The 24,137-nt window shown below is 30.6% G+C and carries 24 protein-coding genes; 12 read left to right on the forward strand and 12 right to left on the reverse strand.

Going from position 1 to position 24,137, the window contains the following annotated elements; genetic code table 11:
* Positions 1-133 precede the first annotated feature (133 nt).
* From JK634_RS17035 to JK634_RS17055, 5 genes are all read right to left on the reverse strand, one after another.
* Positions 134-328 (reverse strand): alpha/beta-type small acid-soluble spore protein, encoded by a 195-nt coding sequence (locus JK634_RS17035; RefSeq protein WP_202768933.1) that lies wholly within the window; start codon positions 326-328, stop codon positions 134-136.
* A gap of 281 nt (positions 329-609) precedes the next feature.
* Positions 610-1,608 (reverse strand): RICIN domain-containing protein, encoded by a 999-nt coding sequence (locus JK634_RS17040; protein WP_243425642.1) that lies wholly within the window; start codon positions 1,606-1,608, stop codon positions 610-612.
* Between the two features lie 446 nt (positions 1,609-2,054).
* Complete coding sequence (locus JK634_RS17045) at positions 2,055-3,224, reverse strand: hypothetical protein (protein WP_202768934.1); 1,170 nt, start codon at positions 3,222-3,224, stop codon at positions 2,055-2,057.
* Positions 3,211-4,326 carry a DUF58 domain-containing protein gene (locus JK634_RS17050; RefSeq protein ID WP_202768935.1) on the reverse strand — a complete coding sequence of 372 codons (1,116 nt, stop codon included), beginning with the start codon at positions 4,324-4,326 and terminating at the stop codon, positions 3,211-3,213. Before JK634_RS17050 ends, JK634_RS17045 begins: the two co-directional genes overlap by 14 nt.
* Before the next feature lie 9 nt (positions 4,327-4,335).
* Positions 4,336-5,286, reverse strand: coding sequence for an AAA family ATPase (locus JK634_RS17055; protein WP_202768936.1), 951 nt, complete (start codon positions 5,284-5,286; stop codon positions 4,336-4,338).
* A gap of 409 nt (positions 5,287-5,695) precedes the next feature.
* Between JK634_RS17055 and JK634_RS17060 the strand changes: the two genes are divergently transcribed.
* Positions 5,696-6,187 carry a GNAT family N-acetyltransferase gene (locus JK634_RS17060; protein ID WP_202768937.1) on the forward strand — a complete coding sequence of 164 codons (492 nt, stop codon included), beginning with the start codon at positions 5,696-5,698 and terminating at the stop codon, positions 6,185-6,187.
* Positions 6,188-6,265: 78 nt separating this feature from the next.
* Entirely contained in the window at positions 6,266-7,177 is a 912-nt protein-coding gene (locus tag JK634_RS17065; RefSeq protein WP_202768938.1) for a PhzF family isomerase, read from the forward strand.
* A gap of 99 nt (positions 7,178-7,276) precedes the next feature.
* Here JK634_RS17065 and JK634_RS17070 read toward each other — a convergent pair whose 3' ends face one another.
* Complete coding sequence (locus tag JK634_RS17070; RefSeq protein WP_202768939.1) at positions 7,277-7,816, reverse strand: DUF4865 family protein; 540 nt, start codon at positions 7,814-7,816, stop codon at positions 7,277-7,279.
* A 154-nt stretch (positions 7,817-7,970) separates the two neighbouring features.
* Between JK634_RS17070 and JK634_RS17075 the strand changes: the two genes are divergently transcribed.
* From JK634_RS17075 to tnpA, 4 genes are all read left to right on the forward strand, one after another.
* The gene (locus tag JK634_RS17075; RefSeq protein ID WP_202768940.1) at positions 7,971-8,849 is read left to right on the forward strand and encodes a LysR family transcriptional regulator; all 879 of its coding nucleotides are present in this window, start codon (positions 7,971-7,973) and stop codon (positions 8,847-8,849) included.
* Between the two features lie 72 nt (positions 8,850-8,921).
* Positions 8,922-10,373 carry a DHA2 family efflux MFS transporter permease subunit gene (locus JK634_RS17080; RefSeq protein ID WP_202768941.1) on the forward strand — a complete coding sequence of 484 codons (1,452 nt, stop codon included), beginning with the start codon at positions 8,922-8,924 and terminating at the stop codon, positions 10,371-10,373.
* On the forward strand, positions 10,374-10,928 hold the full coding sequence (locus JK634_RS17085) for a GNAT family N-acetyltransferase (protein WP_202768942.1): 555 nt from the start codon (positions 10,374-10,376) through the stop codon (positions 10,926-10,928). It begins immediately after the preceding gene.
* A 148-nt stretch (positions 10,929-11,076) separates the two neighbouring features.
* Entirely contained in the window at positions 11,077-11,547 is a 471-nt protein-coding gene (tnpA, locus tag JK634_RS17090) for an IS200/IS605 family transposase (protein ID WP_202768943.1), read from the forward strand.
* Between the two features lie 197 nt (positions 11,548-11,744).
* Here the strand turns inward: tnpA and JK634_RS17095 are convergent, their stop codons facing one another.
* Entirely contained in the window at positions 11,745-12,929 is a 1,185-nt protein-coding gene (locus JK634_RS17095; RefSeq protein WP_202768944.1) for an MFS transporter, read from the reverse strand.
* A gap of 177 nt (positions 12,930-13,106) precedes the next feature.
* Between JK634_RS17095 and JK634_RS17100 the strand changes: the two genes are divergently transcribed.
* Both JK634_RS17100 and JK634_RS17105 read left to right on the forward strand, forming a co-directional pair.
* On the forward strand, positions 13,107-13,682 hold the full coding sequence (locus JK634_RS17100; protein WP_202768945.1) for a TetR/AcrR family transcriptional regulator: 576 nt from the start codon (positions 13,107-13,109) through the stop codon (positions 13,680-13,682).
* Between the two features lie 117 nt (positions 13,683-13,799).
* Positions 13,800-14,408, forward strand: a complete 609-nt coding sequence (locus tag JK634_RS17105; protein ID WP_202768946.1) for a cupin domain-containing protein — start codon at positions 13,800-13,802, stop codon at positions 14,406-14,408.
* Between the two features lie 75 nt (positions 14,409-14,483).
* Here JK634_RS17105 and JK634_RS17110 read toward each other — a convergent pair whose 3' ends face one another.
* The 5 genes from JK634_RS17110 to JK634_RS17130 all read right to left on the reverse strand — a co-directional run bounded on the left by JK634_RS17110 (position 14,484) and on the right by JK634_RS17130 (position 19,064).
* Positions 14,484-15,716 (reverse strand): HlyD family secretion protein, encoded by a 1,233-nt coding sequence (locus JK634_RS17110; RefSeq protein WP_202768947.1) that lies wholly within the window; start codon positions 15,714-15,716, stop codon positions 14,484-14,486.
* 23 nt (positions 15,717-15,739) lie between these two features.
* On the reverse strand, positions 15,740-17,299 hold the full coding sequence (locus JK634_RS17115; protein ID WP_202768948.1) for a DHA2 family efflux MFS transporter permease subunit: 1,560 nt from the start codon (positions 17,297-17,299) through the stop codon (positions 15,740-15,742).
* 93 nt (positions 17,300-17,392) lie between these two features.
* On the reverse strand, positions 17,393-18,082 hold the full coding sequence (locus JK634_RS17120; protein ID WP_202768949.1) for a TetR/AcrR family transcriptional regulator: 690 nt from the start codon (positions 18,080-18,082) through the stop codon (positions 17,393-17,395).
* Between the two features lie 79 nt (positions 18,083-18,161).
* A complete protein-coding gene (locus JK634_RS17125; RefSeq protein WP_202768950.1) occupies positions 18,162-18,581 on the reverse strand; it encodes a pyridoxamine 5'-phosphate oxidase family protein in 420 nt (139 codons plus the stop codon).
* A 21-nt stretch (positions 18,582-18,602) separates the two neighbouring features.
* Positions 18,603-19,064: a MarR family winged helix-turn-helix transcriptional regulator gene (locus tag JK634_RS17130; protein ID WP_202768951.1), complete on the reverse strand. Its 462-nt coding sequence runs from the start codon at positions 19,062-19,064 to the stop codon at positions 18,603-18,605.
* Positions 19,065-19,366: 302 nt separating this feature from the next.
* Between JK634_RS17130 and JK634_RS17135 the strand changes: the two genes are divergently transcribed.
* The 4 genes from JK634_RS17135 to JK634_RS17150 all read left to right on the forward strand — a co-directional run bounded on the left by JK634_RS17135 (position 19,367) and on the right by JK634_RS17150 (position 24,124).
* Positions 19,367-20,380 (forward strand): tetratricopeptide repeat protein, encoded by a 1,014-nt coding sequence (locus JK634_RS17135; RefSeq protein WP_202768952.1) that lies wholly within the window; start codon positions 19,367-19,369, stop codon positions 20,378-20,380.
* Between the two features lie 132 nt (positions 20,381-20,512).
* Positions 20,513-21,199, forward strand: coding sequence for a response regulator transcription factor (locus JK634_RS17140; RefSeq protein WP_202768953.1), 687 nt, complete (start codon positions 20,513-20,515; stop codon positions 21,197-21,199).
* A 5-nt stretch (positions 21,200-21,204) separates the two neighbouring features.
* Positions 21,205-22,632, forward strand: coding sequence for a HAMP domain-containing sensor histidine kinase (locus JK634_RS17145; protein WP_202768954.1), 1,428 nt, complete (start codon positions 21,205-21,207; stop codon positions 22,630-22,632).
* A 97-nt stretch (positions 22,633-22,729) separates the two neighbouring features.
* Positions 22,730-24,124, forward strand: coding sequence for a L,D-transpeptidase family protein (locus JK634_RS17150; protein WP_202768955.1), 1,395 nt, complete (start codon positions 22,730-22,732; stop codon positions 24,122-24,124).
* Positions 24,125-24,137: the final 13 nt, after the last annotated feature.

Here is a 24,137-nt window from a genome sequence, read left to right on the forward strand (position 1 = left end):
TACCTAACTCTAGCACATCATTCACTGCTTTGATTTTAACTTCTAATGAATGTTTTGCCATAAAAAATACACCTCCAAATATTATTTTTGTCTAACATTTGGGGTGCACTTCAAAAACGCTCCTATTTATTAATTATAGATTTTTTTCGTAAGCTTCAACCATTTTTTTAACCATTTGTCCGCCTACTGAACCAGCTTCTCTAGAAGTTAAATCTCCATTGTAACCTTGATTTAGAGTAACTCCTACTTCACTAGCAGATTCCATTTTGAATCTAGATAAACCTTCCTTTGCTTGTGGTACTAAAACTCTGTTACCTCTACTTGCCATAGTAAATTCCTCCTTCATAAGTTATTACTTAATAATTGTTTGCAATTATAGTTATATGTAGTTTATGATTTTTTACGCTATAAAAACAATGGGAAAGTTGCTATGTATGTCCAAGGGAGGTTAGTTTTCACATTAAGATTATTTTTTTAAAAAGCCGACTCAGTGATAGACTGAAATCGGCTTTTTTTTATATTTATAATAGTAACTGTCCGCAAAAAACTTTATAAATTCTTATTCATAAAGAGCAATTTTTATAGAAGACAATCCTATATGCTAAAGAGTTATCGTTTTCCACCATAGGATCTATAGGTTCCATAAACTTCATTTGCATATTTATCAGCTTCTATTACACGTCCGTATGAATCTGTAGCACCTGGATACCAGTTAGGTCCTCCATTATAATGTAATAGACCGTTATATACACTGCCAAATTGTACAATGTTTTCATTTAGTATAAGAGCACCCAAGTATACTTGATCTTGGTAGCTGCCGTGATTATAAGCATACCCATATTTTGCTTGGAACTTAGCTGCATAAGCATTTCGGGTATTTGGCTCTACTTGCATTAATCCATCACCAGAAGATGGACTTCCGCCTAAGCCTGCTCCAAAATAGCTTTCCTTCTTTATTACAGCACATAATAATAGAGCAAAATCTCCATCATTAGTATACTTTTTATCAGCATTAATAGCATATGTCCATATATCACTTGGAACTTCAGAAGGCTTATTTACTGAAGGATTAGATCCGCCATTAACAGGGACTATATTCCACTTTTGAGCAGCAGTTCCGTTGTCAGTATAAATATCAACATTAGTGTAATCAGCATTTCCAGCAGAATACACGTCTAGAGCTTTCCAGCTATTAGTGTTGATAAGTTTGTAAGAACCATCACTATTTTGGATGATGTTCCACTTTTGGGCACTAGTATTATTATCGTCATAAATATCAACATTAGTATAATCAGCATTTCCAGCAGCGTAAACATCGAGGGCCTTATTACTATTTACGTTAATTAGTTTGTAAGTGCCATCACTGTTTTGTGCAATTCTCCATTGTTGAGCGCCAGTACCGTTATCAGTATAAATATCAACATTAGTATAGTTTGCAGTTCCGGCAGCATAAACATCGAGAGCTTTTCCACTTCCAACATTAATAAGTTTATAAGTTTGTCCAGAAACAACAGCTGCTGATGTTTTTAATGGGTGGGCTACAATAATTGATGTCGCTAGCATTGATGCAAATACCAAAGCTTTTGTTAAAGATAGTTTTTTACTCATTTTTAACACATCCTTATATATTTTTTATAAATATGAGGTATTTTGTATCACATTGCGAGTTTTATTTTTGAAATTTAAGCCATAAAGAATTTTTGCAGAATATTTTTATATAAGGACAGTTACTGTTATAAAGACTTGATTAACACTTATAGATTAAAATCGTAATTTTATAAAAAGAATTATAGTAGATTTAAGAATTATAAATAAGATAAGAAATTAGTGCTTAATTTATTTTATACAAACCTCCCTTCTAGATAAAACTTATCATATTTTACATAATATTACTTATATACTAAATCATAACATATAAGAGATTAGTGTCAATTAGACTGATAAGTACATATTGTACTTATTTCTTATAATGCATTTAAATAGTAGATAATATATATAAGAGTTAATAAAAAAATAATAGGCCCATACATTGCAATTAGTATGGGCCTTTAAATTTACAATTCTTTTTTTATTGTTTTATAACTTTCTTTTATATCCTCATATTGTCTATTAGTGGGAATATGATTTGAAAATTTCACTTCATTGTAGTTATTGATTAATATATCGATCTCTCTAGTTTTGTCTATTGAACGCTTAGTACTATTACCAAGTTCTTTCGCTGTCATGAAGCTTTTATATATTCCTTTGCTTTTAGTTAAAACTTCAAATTTAAAAAACAAATAGAGCATCTTCCCCTTAAGATCTTTACCATAATTATATTTCACTCTTTTTCTAATTTTAGCTCCAGATATCTTTTCAGTTTCAATTTCAATAAAATTATCCATATCTCTTTTAGATACCTTTTTTGTATTATATAGTTTATAAACCATAAATAAGATGATGATAATTACAGCAATTTCAACTACTATTTTTATTATAGGCGGGAAGTGGGCTATTTGGTCTATTTGTACTAAAGTACTATCAGAAGAATTGGTATCAACCTTTACTTGCTCATGAACTTTATTAGAAGTCATGTTTTCTATTGCTTTAATAGCAAAAGAAAATACATGGGATAAAACATAGGCGAAAGCCAGTAGAATATAGCTTATGGGTAGCCATAACAAATTCATTATTGTTTTTAAAACACCTAAAACCAGCAAAAACACTTTATCTATAGTAAGGATCACTGAAGTTATAGCTATAATTAAATTACCATAGGATGAACTTTTCATGTTATAAGAAAATGCACGACTTTCCCTTTGTAGCAATATAGAAACTATGATAAAAATAATATATAACCTAATATTTCTGCCTGAATCAAGTAAACCTAGAACAAATAAAAGACCGATACTGTATTTAACTTTGCTCTCTATATTAAAGAAATCATATGTTATTTCTTTGGTTTCATAAATTATATAGGATAAGAATGCTACAACTATAATATTATACAAAGAGCCAGAACTTAAAAATGAAGAAATAACTGTAGGGATAGCTATGATTAAATATTTGTTGCTAAATCTTTCTTTAATGAATTCGATACTAAAGGCAGAAACCAGTAGTATTATAAAAAGTTTTAAGTTATATCCTTGTCCAAATATTATTCTTGTAATACAGCTCCAAACTATATCTACAAAGAGTGAAAGGCTAAGAGTATATAATATTTGTATTTTTCTAATTGAACTCATTAGCATTACCTCCAGTTAATATAACTTTTTCAATACCATTTACTTCAGGTAAGGAAGCATCGGGAGTTATATCGATTATTTTAATACACATTCCAGCATTTTTAAGTTTGTTAAGCATATAAATGCTCTCATCATCCAAGAAACATGAGATTACAGTATAAACAGCATTCTTTCTAAAGTTCATTAAGTTGCTAGAAAGAAATGAAGCAAAGTCTTCTCTAGGGGAGGCAGAGGACATCCTTCCACAAAGTTCTAAGATTTCATTAAAGGAATTTAAAAAAGGTTCTATTATATTTTTCAAGTCTTTTCTAAAACCTAAAATATGTGCATTTGTCCAGAAACCAGTTGGGATACCCATATTAATTGAACTATTAATTAATGAGACTGAAAACTCAATACCATACTCAATAACATTTGAGTTAATTACACTAAAGTAGGGTGCACCGCACTGGGTGTTTAGAATTATAATAAGTTCTCTATCAGATGAATAATCATATTCCTTAACCATTAGCTTATTGGCTTTTAAACTAGAAGGCCAGTGAATATCCTTCATTCTATCCTCAACATTATATTCTCTAATGCCACGAGTAAAGATAGGATCTTTATAAATCCATCTTCTTATTATATTGTCGCCTTGAATATTATTGCTAACTAAGTTAAAAGAATCTATGTTTTTAATTCGTGGATATACAATAATTTCATTATAATCATCTATTTGAATTGCTTCAGAACTAAAGCCAAACAAGTCGCCTAAAGATAATTTCATAGTTTTCAAAAGATAAACTCCTCTTTTTTCTCCTTTAAGCTTAAAGGTACTTTTAATTCTCTCATACCACTTTATAGATAAAAATAAGCTTACTTCATTTTTATGAAGTTCTGAGTTAAGCCCACCTGGTATATCTTGCTTAAGATTAAGAAATGAAATTGGGAGCCATTTGTTATTTTCTATAGTTGTAGTTACAAAAATTTCTTCACCTATTTGAACTTTATTATTTTTTATGGTTCTCTTGACTTTAAGATTTCTAAAACCATTTCTCCGTGTAAATTCTCCCAAAGCTAATAGAGCTATTATTAGAAAGGAGAATGCAAAATAACCTAACATAATGCACCCCTATATTTTTTCAAGTGGAGTATCAACAGAATTTAGAATTTCTTTAATAACTTCTTCAGATTTTTCAGATTGGGAACCTATTTGGTTTTTAAGAACTAGTCTATGGCTAAGAATAGGTATAGCTAGCTTTTTCACATCTTCAGGAAGTACATAATCTCTTAGATTAATACTTGCATATGCTTGGCAACCCTTCATTAAGTTTAAAGAAGCTCTAGGGGAGCAACCCAAAGAAACATTATTATTATTTCTAGTTTCACGAACAATAGTTAATATATAGTCTTTTACCTCTTTGCTTATGTGAACCTCTTTATAATGCTCTTGAACATATTTAATCTCGCTCTTTGTTACTACTGCTGAAAGTTCATCCAAGGGATCGTTAAACATAAATCTATCCATCATACTTTCTTCTTCAGAAAATTCAGGGTATCCCATTGAAAGTCTCATAAAAAACCTGTCCAATTGAGCCTCTGGTAATGGAAAAGTTCCAAATTGTTCTACTGGATTTTGAGTTGCCATTACAAAGAAAGGAGGTTCTAATTTTATAGTATTTCCTTCCACAGTAAGCTGTTTTTCTTCCATACATTCTAGTAAGGCAGCTTGAGTTCTTGGAGTTGCTCTGTTTATTTCGTCAGCAAGGACAAATTCACTTAGAAGAGGACCTTTTCTAAATTCAAAGTCTCCTAATTTTTGATTAAAAAAATAAATTCCAGTTAAATCCGAAGGTAAAAGATCAGGAGTAAACTGAATTCTTTTAAAAGTACAGTCTAAGGTTTTAGCAAGAGATTTGCTTAATTTTGTTTTACCTAGGCCAGGAACATCCTCCATTAGTACATGGCCATTACAAATAAAGGCACAAAGTACTTTGTCTATTATGTCTTCTTTACCGATAATAACTTTTGAGACATTTTGATAAACCTTGTCTCTAAATTCTTTAAACTTTACAACTTCCATTAAAATTCCCCCAATAAAATTAAATTTTAATTAAAAATACTTTTTTAAGAGTGGCTCAACATATGTATAAAATAACTACATATTTTTGAAGAGCGTACCAATTGATTTTCTTAATTTTAATATTTTTTCCACTATTTATCAATAGATGAAATTTATTTCTTCTTCCACAATACCTTTACTTAAGAATATGACTACTAGTAGTATGAAGAGGAAGGGAATAAAAAAGTATAGGGTAAACTGACATAAATATAGAATAAAGTAAATTAATTATATGGTATAATTTTTATGATATTTTATGTTCTAAGATAGTTTATAGTGGTTCTTAAGGGTAGAATGTAATACTTATTCTATAAATAGGAACTTAATAAGCATAAAATCACAAGTTTTAAAAGAAAAGGAGTTACTATAAATGATAATAAGAAAAGCTGAAATTAAGGATTTGGATGAACTTTTAGAGATATACAATTATGAAGTAAAAAATGGAGTAGCTACTTTGGATTTAGAGATGAAAACCTTGGAAGAATGGAAAGAATGGTTTTATACGCATAATGTAGGAAATCATCCTTTATATGTTGCAGAAGTGGACAATTGTGTTGCAGGATATGCTTCATTGTCGTCATATCGTGAAAAGGAAGCATTTAAGTCAACTGTAGAGCTATCAATATATATCGGGGCGGATTATAGAAAAAAAGGAATTGCAGCTGCTCTCATGGAGTTTATTTTGGAGGAAGCTAAGAAAGATGAAAGGACACATACGGTAGTTTCTGTTATTACATCAGGAAATGAAGCTAGCCAAAAGTTACATGAAAAATTTGGATTTGAGTTTTGTGGGACGATTAAAGAAGTGGGAATGAAGTTTGGAGAGTATAGGGATATTGACAATTATAGACTTGGTGTGTAGAGTTGAGACAGATATTATAAGGGAACTCTTTAACGAGTTTCCTTATAATATAGCAAAATTAAATTGGGGCGGTAAATCATGATAAGAAAATATAATTTATATCAAATTGATTCATTCACAAAGGAAAAATTTACTGGAAATCCTGCAGGGGTAATAACAAATGCAGATGGATTAACTGATTATGAAATGCAAAAAATAGCTAGGGAACTTAATAATTCAGAGACTGCATTTATTCTGTCTTCAAACTGCGATGAGTATGATGTACAAGTACGTTTTTTTACTCCAATGAATGAGGTGCCTATCTGTGGGCATGCAACTATTGCGGCGCATTATGTGAGAGCTATTGAAAATGAACTCAATACTTCAAGAATATATCATAAGACAGGAGCAGGAATTCTGCCTGTAGATATAATAAGAGAAAATGATGAATATAAAATTGTTATGACACAGGGAAAAGTTGAATTTGGAAAAATTATAGATGGTATAAATAAAGAAAAACTATTAGCAGCACTTAATATAAAGAAAAGGGAGCTTTTAGAAAACTACGAAATTCAGATTGTATCAACAGGGCACTCTAAGGTGATGATTGGGATAAAAAGTATTGAAATATTAAATGCTTTGAAGCCAAATTATAGTGCACTGGTTAAGCTTAGCGAAATAATTGAGTGTAATGGATATTATGTTTTTACCATTGATTCTCAAAATACTGATATGTTAGTACATGGCAGAATGTTTGCGCCTGCAATAGGGATTAATGAAGACCCTGTAACAGGTAATGCAAATGGGCCTCTAGGTGCTTATCTTATTCATCATAAGTTAGTTAAGCATAATAACTCTTCTTTTAAGTTTAACGCAAAGCAAGGAGAAGCGATAAAAAGACCTGGTATAATTGAAGTTGAAGTAAAGATAGAAGATAATGAGCCAATAGAAGTTAAAGTTGCTGGAAGTGCAGTAGTGATATTTAAAACAGAATTGGTATTAAATGATTAAATAAAACAGGACTTATTTTTATAAAGTAAGTCCTATTTTATGTTATGCATATTCTGGATATAAATAATATCCTTATTAAACAGCTATCATTTTGAACTTTTATTGCGATATATGAAGTATATTATAAATAGTGCCTTTTTCTGTTTCTATTTTATTTAAATCATCAATAAAGTAAAAAGCACTATATTTCCATTTATCTGGATTATATACAACAATATATTCTGTATCTTCAATCGATGGGAGTTCCTTTTCAACTTTTTCTTTATAGTTATTTAAACTAACTTGTGGTTCAATATTTCCTGTGATTTCAAATAGATATTTAATATCTGAAATTTTACTTGAGAGTTTATCAATTAAGGGAATTCCTATATTTACTTGCTGCCATCCAAATGAAGCTAGTATATTATCATAAAATCCATTAAATAAAAAATTATTTAACCCATTACTATCCTTCCAAAGATATAAAGGTGAATAACTATTTTGAAGGTTATTATTTTCATCTTTCTCTGTAATTAGATATAATTTAAATCTCAAACCATCAAAACCATCAGTTTTAAAGCCGTTAGTTCTCACTCGTTCTTTAATTATATTCATATCATAATCGCTTGGTAGAGTGATTTTATATTGTGTTGCTATCATTTTATCCTCTCCTTTTATATTTCATGAAGGTACCTTTAGTTTTATTATATTTGTATTTAAACTTTGTGTATAATAGTTATAAATCATGACAAATATCATTTTAAGTAATACCAAGAATAATATACTTATTGTTAAGTAAAGAGGGTAATGAAAGATGGAAATTAACGATTTGAAAATATTTAAAATTGTAGCTTATGAGAAGTCTATTTCTAAGGCTGCCTTAAAGATGGGATATGTTCAATCAAATGTAACTTTGCGTATAAAAGCACTTGAAAAAGAATTAGAGACTGATTTGCTAATAAGACATAATAAAGGTATTTCATTAACTGATGATGGGAAAAGGCTACTTGAGTATGCTGAACAAATTATACGACTAATTGATGAAGCTAAATCCGAATTTAAAGGAATTTGTAGTAATAATTATTTAAAAATAGGGGCGACACAAGTAATGGCAGCTTCGATAGCTCCTAAGTGGTTAAAAAAATATTCTGAAGGCTATCCTGATGTGATTTTATCTCTAAAAACTGATAACCAAATAAATTTAGTAGAGCAAATTATTAGAGGAGAACTTGATGGTGCATTTACTAACGTTAAGCCCAAACATGAAAGTATGAGTGAAGCATTTACTTTTGTAGAGGATATCGCAATTATATCTTCAGTTGAAATTAAAGCAACAGAAGAGTTATTAGAAAAGCCTATTATTATTAATAGCAATAACGATTGTCCTTATCGTTCTATTTTAGAAAAATGGGTTTATATTAATAAAGGAATTCAAAGGATTATTGAAGTTGATTCCCTTGAAGCAATTATAAAGTTTGTTGAAGATGATATGGGGATATCTCTATTGCCTAAAAACTTAATAAAGGGAAATGATAAGATAAAAATCCATGAATTAGCTAATGAGTTTAATAAGGTTGCAATATATTTTATCAAACGTAAAGATCTGAGGAGAGATCATCCAGTTAATGATTTTATTAAGATGTTATTTAAAGAAGATTTAGATAGAAGTAAAAGATTAAAGGAAGAGGAGTAATGCCTTTGTAGGTAAAGACTATTACTATAGGCGTTTATTTAAGCTAGAGCTAATGTATAAGGAGGAAATTAAGTGGAAAAAGCAAATAACGATAGAAGTAGATGGTCGATACTAATTGTAGTATTAATGTCCACATTAATGTCAGCATTAGATGGAAGTATTGTAAATGTTGCGTTGCCTAAAATGGCTAGAGAATTGAATGTAACAACATCCAGTATTCAATTAGTAGCAACAAGTTATTTAATAGCAATAGCAGGGACAGTCTTGATTTTTGGAAGATTAGGAGATATGTTTGGAAAGGCAAAAATGTTCAAATTTGGTATGGGGTTATTTACCTTGGGATCCCTGCTATGTGGAATAACAAAGTCTTTTCCAGTATTAATTATAGCAAGAATTGTGCAAGCTATAGGAGCAGCAGGGACTATGGCAAATAATCAAGGTATTATCACAGAAGTATTTCCTGGGAATGAAAGAGGAAAAGCACTTGGTTTTTTAGGAACTTCTGTAGCATTAGGATCATTAATAGGTCCAGGATTAGGTGGAATTATAGTGGGTACAGCAAGTTGGGAATTTATATTCTTAATAAATGTACCAATAGGAATAATTGCATTATTTTATGCTTTCAAGCTATTACCAAAGACTCACAAAACTGCACAAGGAAAGATTGATAATATAGGAGCTATATTATTTATGCTTACTATAGTGCCGCTTTTTGGAGCATTAGAAGAAGGATTAAGCCGTGGTTTTACAAACCCAATAATTTTAGTGAGCTTCGCAGTAGCAATTGTTTCATTTATAGCATTTATATTTGTTGAGAAGAGAAAAGAGAATCCGCTTTTACAGTTAAGTATATTTAGTAATAAATTATTTTCCTTAAGTATATTTTGTGGATTTATAACCTTTGTAGCGATATTCTGCAATAATATTATTTTACCATTTTACCTTCAAGATGTAATGAATTATACGCCAGAACATACCGGATTAATACTTATGGTTTATCCTTTAATTTTAGCAGTTGCAGCACCAGTTAGTGGGCATCTATCAGATAAGATTGGATCAGAAAAATTAACTTTTATAGGATTGGTATTAATAAGTGTTGGATTATTACTAATGTCATCATTAAATCAAAAATCAACTTTGCTAATTATGGTAATGTTTATTGGGGCAATGTCTATTGGTATGGGATTATTTCAATCACCTAATAATTCTTTGATAATGTCAACCGTACCAAAAAATAAACTTGGAATAGCAGGAAGTGTAAATGCACTTGTAAGAAATCTAGGCATGGTATGTGGAATAGCCTTAGCAACAACACTTTTATATAGTATGATGAGTTCTAAAATTGGATATCGTGTTACTGATTATGTAGCAGGAAGAAATGATGCATTTATATATGGAATGAGGATTGTATATATAACAGCAGGAGTAATAAGTCTTGTTGGAGCAATATTAACTTTTTATAGATTATCTAAAAAAGATAAAGACGTTGATGTTGGTATAAATTTAAAGATGGAGGGGAAATAATTGAGTGTTCAGTTTGGTGACTGTCCAAGTCTAGAAACGACAAGACTACTTCTTAGAAAGTTGTCTATAACAGACGTAGATGAATTGTTTGAGGTCTTTTCGGATGAAGAAACTACTTACTACGTACCAAGAGAAAAACATGAAGACAAAAATGTAACTTATAATCATTTGAAAAATTTGATTAAAGGAATGAATGAGTGGAAATCCTTAGTCTGGTCAGTTATTGATAAGGTTGATAATAGGATAATTGGAACAGTTAGTTGCTACTTTAAGCTAGATAAAGCTGCTTCTATTGGGGCAGTTATAAGCAGCCAATATTGGGGAAAGGGAATTGCATCAGAGGCATTAAATGAGGTAATTAAGTTTGGCTTTGATAGAATGGAATTTATCCGTATTGAAGGAAAATGTGAGGCTAATAATATAGCATCTGAGAAAGTATTAAAAAAGTTAGGAATGACTTATGAAGGAACATTAAGAAAAGAAGTGATTATTAAAGGACAACCAAGAGATGCGAAAGTATACTCAATATTAATGGAGGAATTTAGGACTTACTAAAAAGTAAGTCCTTATTTTTGTGTAACGAATACCACAGGTTATACCTGTGGTTCAAAAAAGCTTATAGCTATGAGTAGAAAAAAAGAAACCTCATTTGATAAAATTATTGCAGGTTCGCCAACCGCATTAATATCAAAGGAGGAATCTTATGAATAGTGAAAGTTTAGCACATAGTAAGTGGAATTGCAAATACCATATTGTATTTGCACCAAAATATCGAAGACAAATCATTTATGGAAAGATTAAAAAAGATATTGGACAGATATTGAGAAAACTATGTGAACACAAAGGTGTTGAAATAATTGAAGCAGAAGCATGTCCTGATCATATTCACATGTTAGTGAGCATACCACCCAAATTGAGTGTATCTCAGTTTATGGGATATCTGAAAGGGAAAAGTTCGTTGATGATATTTGATAGACATGCAAATCTTAAGTACAAATATGGGAATAGGCAATTTTGGTGCAGAGGATATTATGTTGATACAGTAGGAAGAAATAAAAAAGCAATTGAAGAATACATAAGAAATCAACTACAAGAAGACGTAGCAAGTGACCAAATAAGTATGAAAGAATTTATAGACCCGTTTACGGGTGAGCCAGAAAGCAAAGACAAATAAAAAACAGCCTCTTTAGAGGCCGTCTGTAAAAACTTTGCGGTTGGTGGATTTTTCAGCGTGTCTTGAGACACAGCCAGGAATATGCCCTTATAGGGCTAGAGCATGCCACCCGTTTTACGGGTGGTCATGACTTATAGATGCAGTTTAATTCATTTTATCACCTCCTGATTATTTAGAATAAAACTATACTTGTAAAATTACTTGGCAGTTTTATGGACAACTATTGCTACCAGTTGAGTTATAATTCCAAAGGCACAAACCCCATACCAACCAAAGTGAGCATAGCTATAAGAGCCTAGGAAAGAACCAAATGCTCCACCTAGAAAGAAACTCACCATATATACTGTGTTAATTCTATTACGCATTTCTTCATTTAAAGAATGCACTCTTGTTTGATTGGAAACATTACAAGATTGAACTCCTAAGTCAAGCAAAATAACACCTAAGATCAATCCAAATACTTTAAATCCAAGTAAAAGAAATAGCAAGTAAGATAGTATAACTATGGAAATACAAATACCTATAACAAATCTGGGACCTTTCTTATCAGCCAATCTTCCCACTAAAGGAGCAGCTAAAGCACCACTGATTCCAACTAAACCAAATAAACCAGCTGCCTGAGGCCCCATATTATAATGGGAGCTTTCAAGTAGAAATGTAAGAGATGTCCAAAATGCGCTAAAAGCTGCAAACATCATAGCTCCATTAATAGATGCTTCTCTTAAAGTAGATTCAGTTTTAATTAATCTAACCATAGATTTTATTAATTCAGTATATTTAACATTAGAAACAGGATTACATATAGGTATTAGTTTATTTAAAGCAACCATTAAAATAATCATCATACCTGCTGCAATAATGTATACTATTCTCCATCCATAATAACCGCCTAAAATACCACTAAAGGTACGTGATACTAAAATTCCAATTAATAAACCGCTCATGACTGTTCCTATTATTTTCCCTCTTTCTTCTGGATTAGATAATTGAGCTGCCAAGGGAATAATAAGTTGAGGAATAATAGAAGTAAATCCAACTGCAAAAGATGAGATCATTAGCATTGATATATTTTGAGAGAAAAACATACAGGTAAGAGATAGGATCGAAAATAAAAGCATTAATGTAATTAATCCACGTCTTTCTTTTATATCTCCAAGGGGTAATATAAGTATCATTCCAACTGCGTAGCCTATTTGAGTTAACATTGCTGCAGAGCCTACACTAACTTCGCTTACATTGAAGGTCTTAGCTATATCAGCTAGTAAGGGTTGTATATAATATAAGTTTGCAACAGTAAGCCCACAGGCTATAGCCATAACCATAATTAATAAATTAGTTAATATAGGTTTAGTTTTTGAAAATTCAAAATTCAGATTTTCCATTTAAATCGACTCCTTTAAATTAATAATACTGAACGTACAGTTTATAAATATATAATATACTATACGTTCAGTATTGTAAAGAGACGTTTTTATTGAAATTGAAAAAATATATATTATAATATACGTATAGTTTATTATGTATATATTTTCTTTAGGGATTATTATGGAGGTATTTATATGGAGAAAAAGTTAGGCCGCCCAAGAAGTGAAAAAACAAAATCGGACATTCTTAATGCAGCATATGATTTGTTAATTGAGACTGGATTTGGAACAGTAACTGTGGAAAAAATCGCAGAAAGAGCCAAAGTTAGCAAAGCTACTATTTATAAATGGTGGCCCAATAAGGCAGCAGTTGTTATGGATGGTTTTTTAAATGCTACCAATGTTGAACTTCCAATACCTGATACGGGGTCAACCCTTGAGGATATGCTCATTCAAGTAGATAATTTTGTAAAATTTTTAACTACTAGAAAAGGAAATGTAATTACGGAAATAATAGCAGAAGGACAATACGATTCTAAATTAGCTGATATTTATCGAGAAGCATATTTTATTCCAAGACGAAATATTTCAAAACAGATTTTAGAACGTGGTATTTTGAGGGGAGAAATAAAAAAAGACTTAGACTTAGAGTCAAGTATAGACTTAATTTGGGGTCCAATATTTTATAGATTATTAATAACAGGAGCAGAAATTGATGAGACCTTTATAAAAAGGCTTATAGGTTATGCATTTGAAGGTATTAAATTATAAGGTTTAATATAATAAAATCAAAATATCTTAGGAAATATCATTGATATGATATATAATCACAATTCCTAATTATAGAACATATTATAATTCAGCAAGACTTTATAAGGGAGAAATAAGATGTATAGTACTTATAGGGGATATCCAAACCCTTATTTCATAGCTCCACCAATGTATAACCCATACTATAGCAACTATCCAAATCCTTATTTTTTTAATCCACCAGCATATGATATGAATTATCCAAAAGATCTTTATGTCGATGCAGCAGAGTATGATTCAAGATTCTTCTTCCCAGAACCAGTAATGGAAAGTAATCCAATTCAACTTAAGGATTATGGTCCACAACCCTTTGTTGTTAACATTAATGATGTTACAAAACAAAACAATACTTTTCGTACAGCATTATGGACAGGAGAGCATCTACAAGTTACCTTAATGAGTATAGACGTTGGAGATGATATAGGTTTAGAAATTCATCCAGAGGTTGATCAGTTTATTCGTCTTGAAGATGGTGAAGGACTCGTTAAAATGGGAAAAGATAAGGATAGATTGGATTTTCAAGCGAAAGTTTATGATGAATTTGCAATTATGATACCCGCAGGTACATGGCATAATGTTATTAATACTGGAAATAGGCCATTAAAGGTATATTCTATCTATGCACCACCTCAACATCCACGTGGTACAGTTCATCAGACTAAAGCAGATGCACAAGCAGCTGAATAGAACAGTATAAAATAAATTAAAACAAATAATGCCTGACTAAGTGGGAAACTCCATTTAATCAGGCATTGTTTATTACTATTTAATCTTTACTTTAACTTCTACAGACATTCCAGGAATTAATGTCTTGTCAGTTGAGTCTAAAGTTATTTTAACAGGCACTCTTTGACTTACCTTAGTAAAGTTACCAGATGCATTTTCTGTGCTAAATAAGCTGAAAACTGAAGAAGTTGCTAAAGCACTTTCCTTAACTGTACCAGTAAAAGTAGCACCAGGGAAAGAATCAATAGTCATAGTAACCTTTTCGCTTGGGCTTATGTGTTCTAAGTCACCTTCTAAGATATTAGCTGTTACTTGAAGTTTACTTAAATCTACTACAGAAACAGCAGCTTGACCAGCAGCTATCATATCACCTTCATGTATATTTAATTGAACAACAGTTCCATCAGCAGGAGCTTTTATTTCTGAATTGCTGAAGTTTAATTTAGCAAGATCATAAGAAGCTTGTGCAGCACTAACTTGAGCTTCAACTATGGCAACATCTTTATCAGAAGCTCCGGCATTTGTTAAGTTTAACTTACTTTTTGCCCCATCTAAGCCAGCTTTTGCTGTGTCAATTTGAGAATCAACAGTTTTAATTTGTCCTTTTAATTGATTTATTTGATTTTCATATTGTAGTTTACCTTGGAATAATTGTTCAACAGCTTGGGCTTTTACAGTATACTCTGCTTCTGTAAGCAAGCCTTTTGCTCTTGCAGTATCTAATTGTTTTATAGCATAATTAGCATCAAAATCTCCTGTATCAGGGTTCTTGAAACTACTCATTTGGGCAATTAAACTGTTGTATTGAGATTGAACGTCATTTAAGGTGTTTTGAAGGTTTGACTTTGTTGTATCAGCTCCTCCTAGGGAAGCACTAGCTTGATCCACAAGGGCTTGAGCACCAGCAACTTCTTCAGCTCTAGCACCACCTTCAACTTTTGATAGTTGAGCTTTAGCTACATCTAAAGCTGCTTGAGCTTGGTTTAATTGATATTGAAGTTGTTCAGTTTCTAGAGTGAATAATACTTGACCTTTTTTTACGGTGTCACCTTCATGAACATTAATTTTTACAACTTTGCCAGGTATTTTTGAGCTGGCATTTAAAATATCTCCAGTTATTTTAGCATCATCTGTACTTACATAACTTTTTTGCTCTATATAATACTTAATACCAAAACCACCTAAAGCAATTACTAATACTGCAACTATTGCAATTATTAATTTCCCTTTACTTTTTTTTGAAGTAGTTGTCTTTAATGATTTATCCATATATATCCTCCTTAATATTGTAATTATGATTCCATATTTACTGATTCAATTTCATTATTATTTTGATTCGATGATTTTTTCTTTATAAAAAATGATATTATTACACCTGCGACGCATATTCCGGTCGCAACAATAAAGGTATCATTCATTGCTACTACTGTTGCAGACTTTGCTACCTGCCCGTATACTTGTAAAAATAATAAGCTTTTTCCCTCTGAGGGATTCATTCCCTTTACAGTAGCAGCTCCTTGTAGTAAGGCTTGGGCTTTTGCAAGTGTAGGAGAATTAGTATTTATTGATTGCCCAAATATTACCGTATGGAAAGCTTGTCTGCTTTGAAGAATTGTGGTTAATATAGCTATACCAAGAGATCCAGCAACTTGTCTAATCGTTGTATTCAATGCAGTAGCTCTTGCAGTTAGTTCCTGAGGAACTGAGTTCATGCCTTCAGTCTGCATTGGCATCATAGCAAGCCCGTTACCAAAGCCTCTTACAGCCATTATTAATGTAACAGTACTATAGGGAGTATCTAAGGTTAATTTGCTTAGCATATAGGTACAACCTGATACTATGATAAGTCCAATAATAGTAAGCCACTTTGCCCCATAACGGTCAAAGAGTTTTCCGCTTATTGGCATCATTATTCCCGTAACTATGGCTTGAGGAAGCATCATCATTCCACTTTGCATTGCAGAATACCCTCTTAAGTTCTGCATATAAATAGGCATTAAGAATATTGCCCCAAACATAGCTATAGTAGTTACAGTACTTATTATTAAACTTAGGGTGAATGGGAAATTTTTAGTTACCCTAAGGTCTAATAACGGTTCAGAATGATTTAATTCTATAAAAATAAAAGCGATTAAGGACACGAAAGATATGGTAAATAACACAATTGTATAAGCAGATGTCCAACCTTTATCAGAAACTTTTGCTAGAGCTAGTAGCAATGTATATAAACAGGTCGCGGATGTAATAGCTCCACCAAAATCAAATCTTTTATCATAATTTTTTGGAGAGTTCCTTAGAAGAAAAACTGCTAAAGTGACACCGACAATTCCTACAGGGATGTTAATTGTAAATATCAATCTCCAATTCATATATTGAACTATGTATCCACTTAGTGTAGGTCCAATTGCTGGAGCAGCCATAGCAGCAATTCCCCAGACCCCTAAGGCTAATCCACGCTTTTCAAGAGGTACAGTTTGAAGTAGCATAGTCATACCTACAGGCATAATCATGCCACCCCCAATTGCTTGCACAACCCTAGAAGCTACCATAGTATTTGTACTAGTAGCCAAACCACAAAGGGCAGAACCTATTGTAAAGACAATTAACGCAAAAATATAAATATTCTTTCCACCAAATCTATCAGTTAAATAACCCGTAAGAGGTATTACTATACTCATAGTTAACATATAGCCTGTTAGTACCCATTCAATTTGATTTTCAGCTGCACCAAAAATAGTCATCATCTTTGGAATAGCAACATTTACTATACTTGAATCAAGAATTGCCATAAAGGTTCCTACAACTATAACTGAAAGACATAGCCACATGTAGCGTTCATCATGTTTATCCATATTACACTTCCTTTCTAAAAAATATAAAATGTCTTAACTAACTATTTAGTTAACAAAAAATTAAAAATTATAGCAAATATAAAAATATATCTGCTATTTTTCCTTATTAACTTTTTTGTGAATAAAGTTTTTTCTTATTTCCTTATAGCTTTCTAAGAATTTCTTTTTAGCTTCCTTTTTATCAAAGCCATAAAAATCCATCCATCTATCGCCTAAAATAATAAATCCAGCTGCAGGTAAAAGCATATAGAAAAAAGAATTAATCATAACACTTGTGGTATCTTCAACCTCTACTCCTTTGTCTTTTAAGTTTGACAACTTAAGATCTACGGAAGGGAGAAGAGAACTAAATATTGTAACATCTTGAGAAGTAGATTTAAGAGATTCTATCATAATAATTCTTAGGATATCCTTCTTTTCATACATAAAATCATACATTCCCGCAAATAGCTTATCTATATCTTTGTCATTATCTAGGTCAATATCTTTAAGTAAGCTATTTTTTAAATTTTTAACATCCTCTTTATATTGCTTAATTAGTTCTTCAAAAAGTTTTTCTTTGCTATTAAAATAATAATAAAGCATAGCCTTATTTATATTAGCTCTAGCCGCAATTTCGTCTACTCTAGCGCCGTCAAAACCTTTTTCAGAAAAAACTTCAATAGCTGAATCTATTAGCTTTTGTTTTGTATCCTGAACTTTGTTTTTATCCAAATTAACACGGCCTCTCATCATTAATACTAACTGTCCAGTTAGTATATCATACATAAAAAATAAATTCAATTCGGTGCATATGAACAAAGTGTTTCTAAAATAAACAAAAGTAAAAAGCTTGCTATATCCTTAGCAAGCTTTTAGTAAGTTATAATTCGAATGTCGTGTTGATTAAAGATTTATAGTAGTTTCCCCATTTAGCAGTAAAACATAAAATGCAATAATCGGGATCTGTTACTCCAAGAGGGTAATATACTTCACAGCCATCAGACCAGAATCTTTCCTTTGTCTTGGGGTCTTCAAGTACTTCAATGTTTCCTACTAGCATTAAGCCTGTCCATTTTTCAAGATCGGTAAAATAAACGCATGCTTTTGGATCTTTTCTAAATTGTGCAACTCTTTTATTAGAGGTGTTTGTACTAAACCAGATTTTGCTGAGTCCTTCAGTTTCTATTTTTATCATGGCTTTAATATTTGGGAATCCATCATCACCATTTGATCCAACCATAGCTATATTACAGCTATCCATTAGTTCAATTGATTTTTTTATAATCTCTTCATTACTCAATTTGAGTTCCCCCTTATATATTTATTTTTTTATTTTGTTTAAACTTTCTTCAAAGTTTAAAAGATTGGAATAGATTTTAGTAAGATAAGCTTCAAAGATATCTATGTCTTGCTCTGTGAAGCCTTTATAAAATAGGTCCAACATTTCATTAGAAACTTGTTCATAATCATCTTTAAGCTTTTCATTTTTATTGGTAAGCGTCACTATAATCTTGCGACGGTCATCTTTTGAAGGAATACGATTAATATATCCTGAACCCTCAAGCCTTTCGAGCATTCTTGTAAGAGTCGATTTTTCTAGTGCAGTTTTTTTGGCTAATTCTTGAATTGATATCCCATCATTTTGCCATAGCACAAATATAATTCTTCCTTGAGCTGAGTTTATATCATAAAAATCATAGCCCTTAAGTTTCTTCGTAAAAATACGCCCAGATAATTGATGTATTTTAGAGATTAAAAAACCACCTTGCTTTTTCGTTATCATAATATTCTCCTTGGGAATTAATTGTATATACAACTATTTATAACCTTATTATAGTTGTATATGCAATTAATGTAAATAATTTTATGGAAAAAAACATACTATATTTATAGTTAAATACATAATAGTATATATTTGGGTTAATGTTTGATTGAAATATAGTTATAGTTACAAGACAAACATTTAAAGATTGAGAATAAAATTAAAAAATTTTTTGTGTGGAAACAACCTGGAAACAAGTCTGTTAATTTTGGTAAAAGTGGGGTGTTAGTATTTAGATATAATAAATATAGGAGTGAGAAATCATGAGAAAAAGAGGAGTATTATTTTTATTATCACTAGTACTACTATTTACTATTTCAGGTTGCGGAAATAAAGAAAAAACAAATATACTTTCAAATGATGTTAAGCAAGAAGAGGTTATGCAAGAAGAAGAAATAAAGAAATGTATTTCTGATGGAACAGATTTTTTAAATGCTGGAAAATACGATGATGCTAAAACTAGTTTTGAAAAAGCACTTTCAATGGATAAGGCAAATAAAGGAGCCTATATAGAAATAAAAAATAAGTATATGGATAAACAAAGATTAGATGATGCTTATTATATTGTAAAGCTTGCTATAAATAATGATGTGGATATTGAAAATATGACTCAAATATTAAATGATATAAAATCAAAATTTGAAGTTGCAAAATTATCTGCAAGTGTTTATGAAAATAATAAATATACCTTGCCAAGTAAAGTTAAAGTAAAAATAAATAATGAAGAAAAAGAAGTGGACGTTGATTGGATTAGTAATAATGTTGATACAAGTAAGATAGGTAGCCAAAAGTATATTGGAAAAGTAGAGCAATACGACAGAACTATTGAGTTAACATTAAATGTAATGAAGATTCAAAAAATAAAAATGGTTGGTTGGATTAGTAAGGTATATGAGAAAAATGGTAAAAGATATTTAGATTATGATGAAGTACAGCTTTTCTTAGATAAGGATGGTAAAGATTATACAGCAGAAAATGCTGCAAAGGAAGATGGGGTTGAGCTTCCTCCAGATGGAAGGCTTCTTGATGGCGTTTATATTAGAAATAAAAATAAGAGTATAAAGACTTATGAAATATCCCCAAATGTAGAGATAACTGTTTGTGGACACAGAGTTGGTGATAATAACAATTCTATGAAACAGTACAAAGCAAGTTATGAAAAATTAAAATCTATCGTAGAACATGATTCAGTAGCAGTTGTAATTCCCGGAACTTTATGCTACGTAGATCTAGAAAATAATGTAGTAGTAAAGATAGAAGAACAATATCTTCCATAACGTTATTAATAATCAAAATGAAACACACTTACTAATGATTATTCTTAGGCTATTACTAGAAGAGGGAGAACTAGTAATGGCCTAATGAGATTTCAATAATATTTTAAATATGAATAGTAAGGAGGCCTTTTAATGGAATTTAAGGTATTAGTAGTTGAAGATGAAGTATCTATAAATGATATTTTAGTGTCTGCATTGAGGGCAGATGGTTATATAGTTAAAGGAGTATACTTATCAAAAGATGCAAAAGACACCTTGAGTTTTTTCAAGCCAGACTTGGTACTACTAGATATAAACTTACCTGATGAAAGTGGTTTTGAATTATGCAGGCAGATAAATAGTAAATACTCTATTCCTATAATTATGTTAACTGCACGAAATGATATTGTGGACAGGGTTTTAGGGCTAGAATTAGGTGCAGATGATTATATTACTAAACCATTTCATATAAAAGAGGTATTAACTAGAGTAAAGGTTGCAATGAGAAGAGTAAGTAAATATAAGGAGAAGACCGCTGAAACTTATATTGAATTAAATAAAAATGTTAAAGTGAATCTAGAGGGTAGGATTGTATATAAAAACAATGAGGAAGTTAAGCTTAAACCTAAGGAATATGAATTGCTTGAGTTTTTCATTAAGAATAGAAAAAAGGTTTTTTCAAGAGAAGACATCTTAGATAAGGTATGGGGTTTTGACTATGACGGAGAGCTTAGAACAGTTGATGTTCATGTAAGAAGACTTAGAAGTAAGTTAGATAATGAAAATGGGGCAACATCTATAATAGACACAGTTTTCGGCGTAGGGTACGTAATGAGGTAACTTATATGAAAATAAGATATAAATTTATAGCTGGATTAGTATTTATACTAATAATTTCATTAATTGTGATGAATGTTGCCATAACAAATGTTTTAAATTCTAATATGGAGAAGGGGATAAACAATTCTCTAAAGCAAGTAATGAATAGTACAAGTGAATACATTAAATATAAGCTTGTAGCCAATAATTCGAAAGATAAAAAAGAAGCGTTAGTTGAAGAAGGAAATTATATAGTAAAATATATTTCTCTTAATTATCAATGTCAGTGCGATATAACTGATGTAAACAATAAGATAGTTGAAGGAGATATAGAAGAAGAATTTAGAGATATAGTGAAAAAAAGTAGTGATATGGTTTTGCAAGGTAAAGCAGTAGTAAATCTTAAATATAGAAATAATGGAGTAACTGCGGTTTTAACGTATCCTGTATATATTGAGAATAATTATTTAGGTTTTATAAGTATAGTAAAGGATTATGATGCAGAATATGCAACCTATAGAAATACAATAAATATTATAAATATTATAGAAGTTGGAATATTTATATGTATTTTTATGTTTTTATTTCTTATGACTAATAAGATAACTAAACCAATTAGTAAATTAACAGATGCAATAATAAAGTTAGGTGATGGGGAATACAGTATTTCAATTGATGAACATGGAAAAGATGAAGTTGCAATACTCGCAAGAGAATTTATAAAGATGAGAGATAGAATAAGAGAGCAAATAGAAACTATTAAATCAGAAGAAGAAAAAGTTTATAGACTTGAAAGGGGTAGAAGAGATTTTTTTAATAGTGTGACACATGAGTTAAAGACACCACTAACAGCCGTATCAGGATATGCCGAATTATTACTAACAGGCATGGTTGAGGATAAAGAATTTGACAAAAGAGCTATTGAGAGGATCTATTCAGAAAGTGAAAGGCTTCATAAATTAGTTTTAGAGCTTATAGAAGTATCTAAAGGATTATATGTTATAAAAGAAGATTTTAAGGAAGTAGATATGGGAAAGCTTATTACTCAAAGCTGTAATGATATGAGCATAAAAGCGGAAAAATACTCCTTAAGGATAATTCAAGATATAGGATGCGGAATTGTTAAAGCACAAGAGGATAAAATTAGGCAAGTAATAATTAATATAATTGATAATGCTATAAAGTACTCATATGGTGGAGATGAAATATACGTTAATTCATATATTATGGAAGATAGATATTTTATTGAAGTTATAAATAGCAGCAAGCCTATTCCATATGAAATATTTAATAATATATTTGAACCTTTTGTAAAATCTACTACTGAGACTACTGTAGATAGTAGAGGATTAGGATTATATTTATGTAATGAAATAATTAAAGAGCATGAAGGTGAAATAACTATAGAAAATGGCGATTTAATCAAAGTAAAAATTTCCTTGAAACTTAAATAAAGATAAGCAATAGATTTATATACTAAAAATAAAAATACTGACATATTATTAGGAAGAATAATATGTCAGTATTTTTTATGAAGGGTTATTGATCTATATGAAAAACAGCAATATTAAAGAGGTTTTATGGAATAAAACTATAGGAAATATTATTATCGTAGTAGCTTCAATTGTACTAATATATTTGAGTATTTCATTATATTTTACAAAGCATTTCTTTTTTAATACAGTAATAAATGGAGTAGATGTTTCCTTAAAGTCACATAAAGATGTATATGGTATATTTGAAAGTCATGTTAAGGGTTATAAGTTACAGTTAAATGAAAGAAATGGAGTAACAGAAGAAATAATAGGACAAGATATAGATATGAAATATAATGAACAGAAAAGCATTTCTGAAGTTTATGAAAAGCAAAAGTCGGTTAAATGGATAATAGCAATATTAAAAAAGCAAAAGTATTATGTAGATGGTCTATATTCCTACAATAAAGATAATTTGGGGAATAAGATAAATGAATTAGGTTGCTTAAAGAAAGATATTATTGAACCTAAAAATGTAAGTTTTAAATATTCCAAGGGTTCATATGAAGTGATTGAAGAGGTATATGGTAATAAGGTGCTTAAAGAAAATTTAAATAAAGCCATAGAAAATAGTATACTACAAGGAGAAACTAAATTAGACTTAAACAACAATCAATGCTATGAAAATCCAAAGTACACTTTAAAATCTGCCAAGACTACTGAAACTAAAAATTTACTCGATAAATATGTAACAACAAAAGTTACCTATAAGTTTGGGAGTAAAAGTGAAGTATTAGATGGAGAGACAATAAGTAAGTGGTTAAGTATCGATGAGAATTTGGAAGTAGTAATAAGCGAAAAGGCAGTTAAAGAATATTTGCAAGGGTTAGGAAGTAAATATGATACAGTGGGTATAACGAGAAAGTTTAAATCATCTATAGGTAAAATAGTAGAAGTTAAAGGTGGTTTTTATGGATGGAAGCTTAATAGTACAGAAGAAGCCAAGGCATTATTGGAAAATATAAAGATTGGTGAAGTATCAGAAAAGGAGCCTATATATACTCAAAGGGCTTTATATAGGGATGAGGATGATATAGGAAGAACTTATGTAGAAATTGATATAACAAGACAACATTTATGGTTTTATAAAGATGGAAAGCTTATAACCCAAGGGGATGTAGTAACAGGAAACCCCAATAGAGGAAATTCTACTAAGCTTGGGACATATATGCTTAATTATAAACAAAAAGGATCAACGTTAAGAGGTGAAAATTATGAAGCAGATGTGACCTATTGGATGCCTTTTAACGGAAATATAGGAATACATGATGCAAGTTGGAGGTATTCTTTTGGAGGAGAGATATATAAGAATAATGGAACTCATGGATGTGTAAATGCTCCATTATATTTAGCCAAAACAATTTTTGAGAATATAGAAGAGGGAACGCCTGTTATTTGTTATGAAGAGTAGAGGGAGAAGGTAT

The sequence above is a fragment of the Clostridium paridis genome (assembly GCF_016765615.1).
In the GTDB taxonomy this organism is placed as follows: domain Bacteria; phylum Bacillota; class Clostridia; order Clostridiales; family Clostridiaceae; genus Clostridium_T; species Clostridium_T paridis.

What these genes read in the sequence shown, in the direction of transcription:
- JK634_RS17035 (WP_202768933.1), bottom strand. Translation starts at nt 328, where the DNA reads ATGGCAAGTAGAGGTAACAGAGTTTTAGTACCACAAGCAAAGGAAGGT.
- JK634_RS17040 (WP_243425642.1), bottom strand. Translation starts at nt 1,608, where the DNA reads ATGAGTAAAAAACTATCTTTAACAAAAGCTTTGGTATTTGCATCAATG.
- JK634_RS17045 (WP_202768934.1), bottom strand. Translation starts at nt 3,224, where the DNA reads ATGAGTTCAATTAGAAAAATACAAATATTATATACTCTTAGCCTTTCA.
- JK634_RS17050 (WP_202768935.1), bottom strand. Translation starts at nt 4,326, where the DNA reads ATGTTAGGTTATTTTGCATTCTCCTTTCTAATAATAGCTCTATTAGCT.
- JK634_RS17055 (WP_202768936.1), bottom strand. Translation starts at nt 5,286, where the DNA reads ATGGAAGTTGTAAAGTTTAAAGAATTTAGAGACAAGGTTTATCAAAAT.
- JK634_RS17060 (WP_202768937.1), top strand. Translation starts at nt 5,696, where the DNA reads ATGATAATAAGAAAAGCTGAAATTAAGGATTTGGATGAACTTTTAGAG.
- JK634_RS17065 (WP_202768938.1), top strand. Translation starts at nt 6,266, where the DNA reads ATGATAAGAAAATATAATTTATATCAAATTGATTCATTCACAAAGGAA.
- JK634_RS17070 (WP_202768939.1), bottom strand. Translation starts at nt 7,816, where the DNA reads ATGATAGCAACACAATATAAAATCACTCTACCAAGCGATTATGATATG.
- JK634_RS17075 (WP_202768940.1), top strand. Translation starts at nt 7,971, where the DNA reads ATGGAAATTAACGATTTGAAAATATTTAAAATTGTAGCTTATGAGAAG.
- tnpA (WP_202768943.1), top strand. Translation starts at nt 11,077, where the DNA reads ATGAATAGTGAAAGTTTAGCACATAGTAAGTGGAATTGCAAATACCAT.
- JK634_RS17095 (WP_202768944.1), bottom strand. Translation starts at nt 12,929, where the DNA reads ATGGAAAATCTGAATTTTGAATTTTCAAAAACTAAACCTATATTAACT.
- JK634_RS17100 (WP_202768945.1), top strand. Translation starts at nt 13,107, where the DNA reads ATGGAGAAAAAGTTAGGCCGCCCAAGAAGTGAAAAAACAAAATCGGAC.
- JK634_RS17105 (WP_202768946.1), top strand. Translation starts at nt 13,800, where the DNA reads ATGTATAGTACTTATAGGGGATATCCAAACCCTTATTTCATAGCTCCA.
- JK634_RS17110 (WP_202768947.1), bottom strand. Translation starts at nt 15,716, where the DNA reads ATGGATAAATCATTAAAGACAACTACTTCAAAAAAAAGTAAAGGGAAA.
- JK634_RS17115 (WP_202768948.1), bottom strand. Translation starts at nt 17,299, where the DNA reads ATGGATAAACATGATGAACGCTACATGTGGCTATGTCTTTCAGTTATA.
- JK634_RS17130 (WP_202768951.1), bottom strand. Translation starts at nt 19,064, where the DNA reads ATGATAACGAAAAAGCAAGGTGGTTTTTTAATCTCTAAAATACATCAA.
- JK634_RS17135 (WP_202768952.1), top strand. Translation starts at nt 19,367, where the DNA reads ATGAGAAAAAGAGGAGTATTATTTTTATTATCACTAGTACTACTATTT.
- JK634_RS17140 (WP_202768953.1), top strand. Translation starts at nt 20,513, where the DNA reads ATGGAATTTAAGGTATTAGTAGTTGAAGATGAAGTATCTATAAATGAT.
- JK634_RS17145 (WP_202768954.1), top strand. Translation starts at nt 21,205, where the DNA reads ATGAAAATAAGATATAAATTTATAGCTGGATTAGTATTTATACTAATA.
- JK634_RS17150 (WP_202768955.1), top strand. Translation starts at nt 22,730, where the DNA reads ATGAAAAACAGCAATATTAAAGAGGTTTTATGGAATAAAACTATAGGA.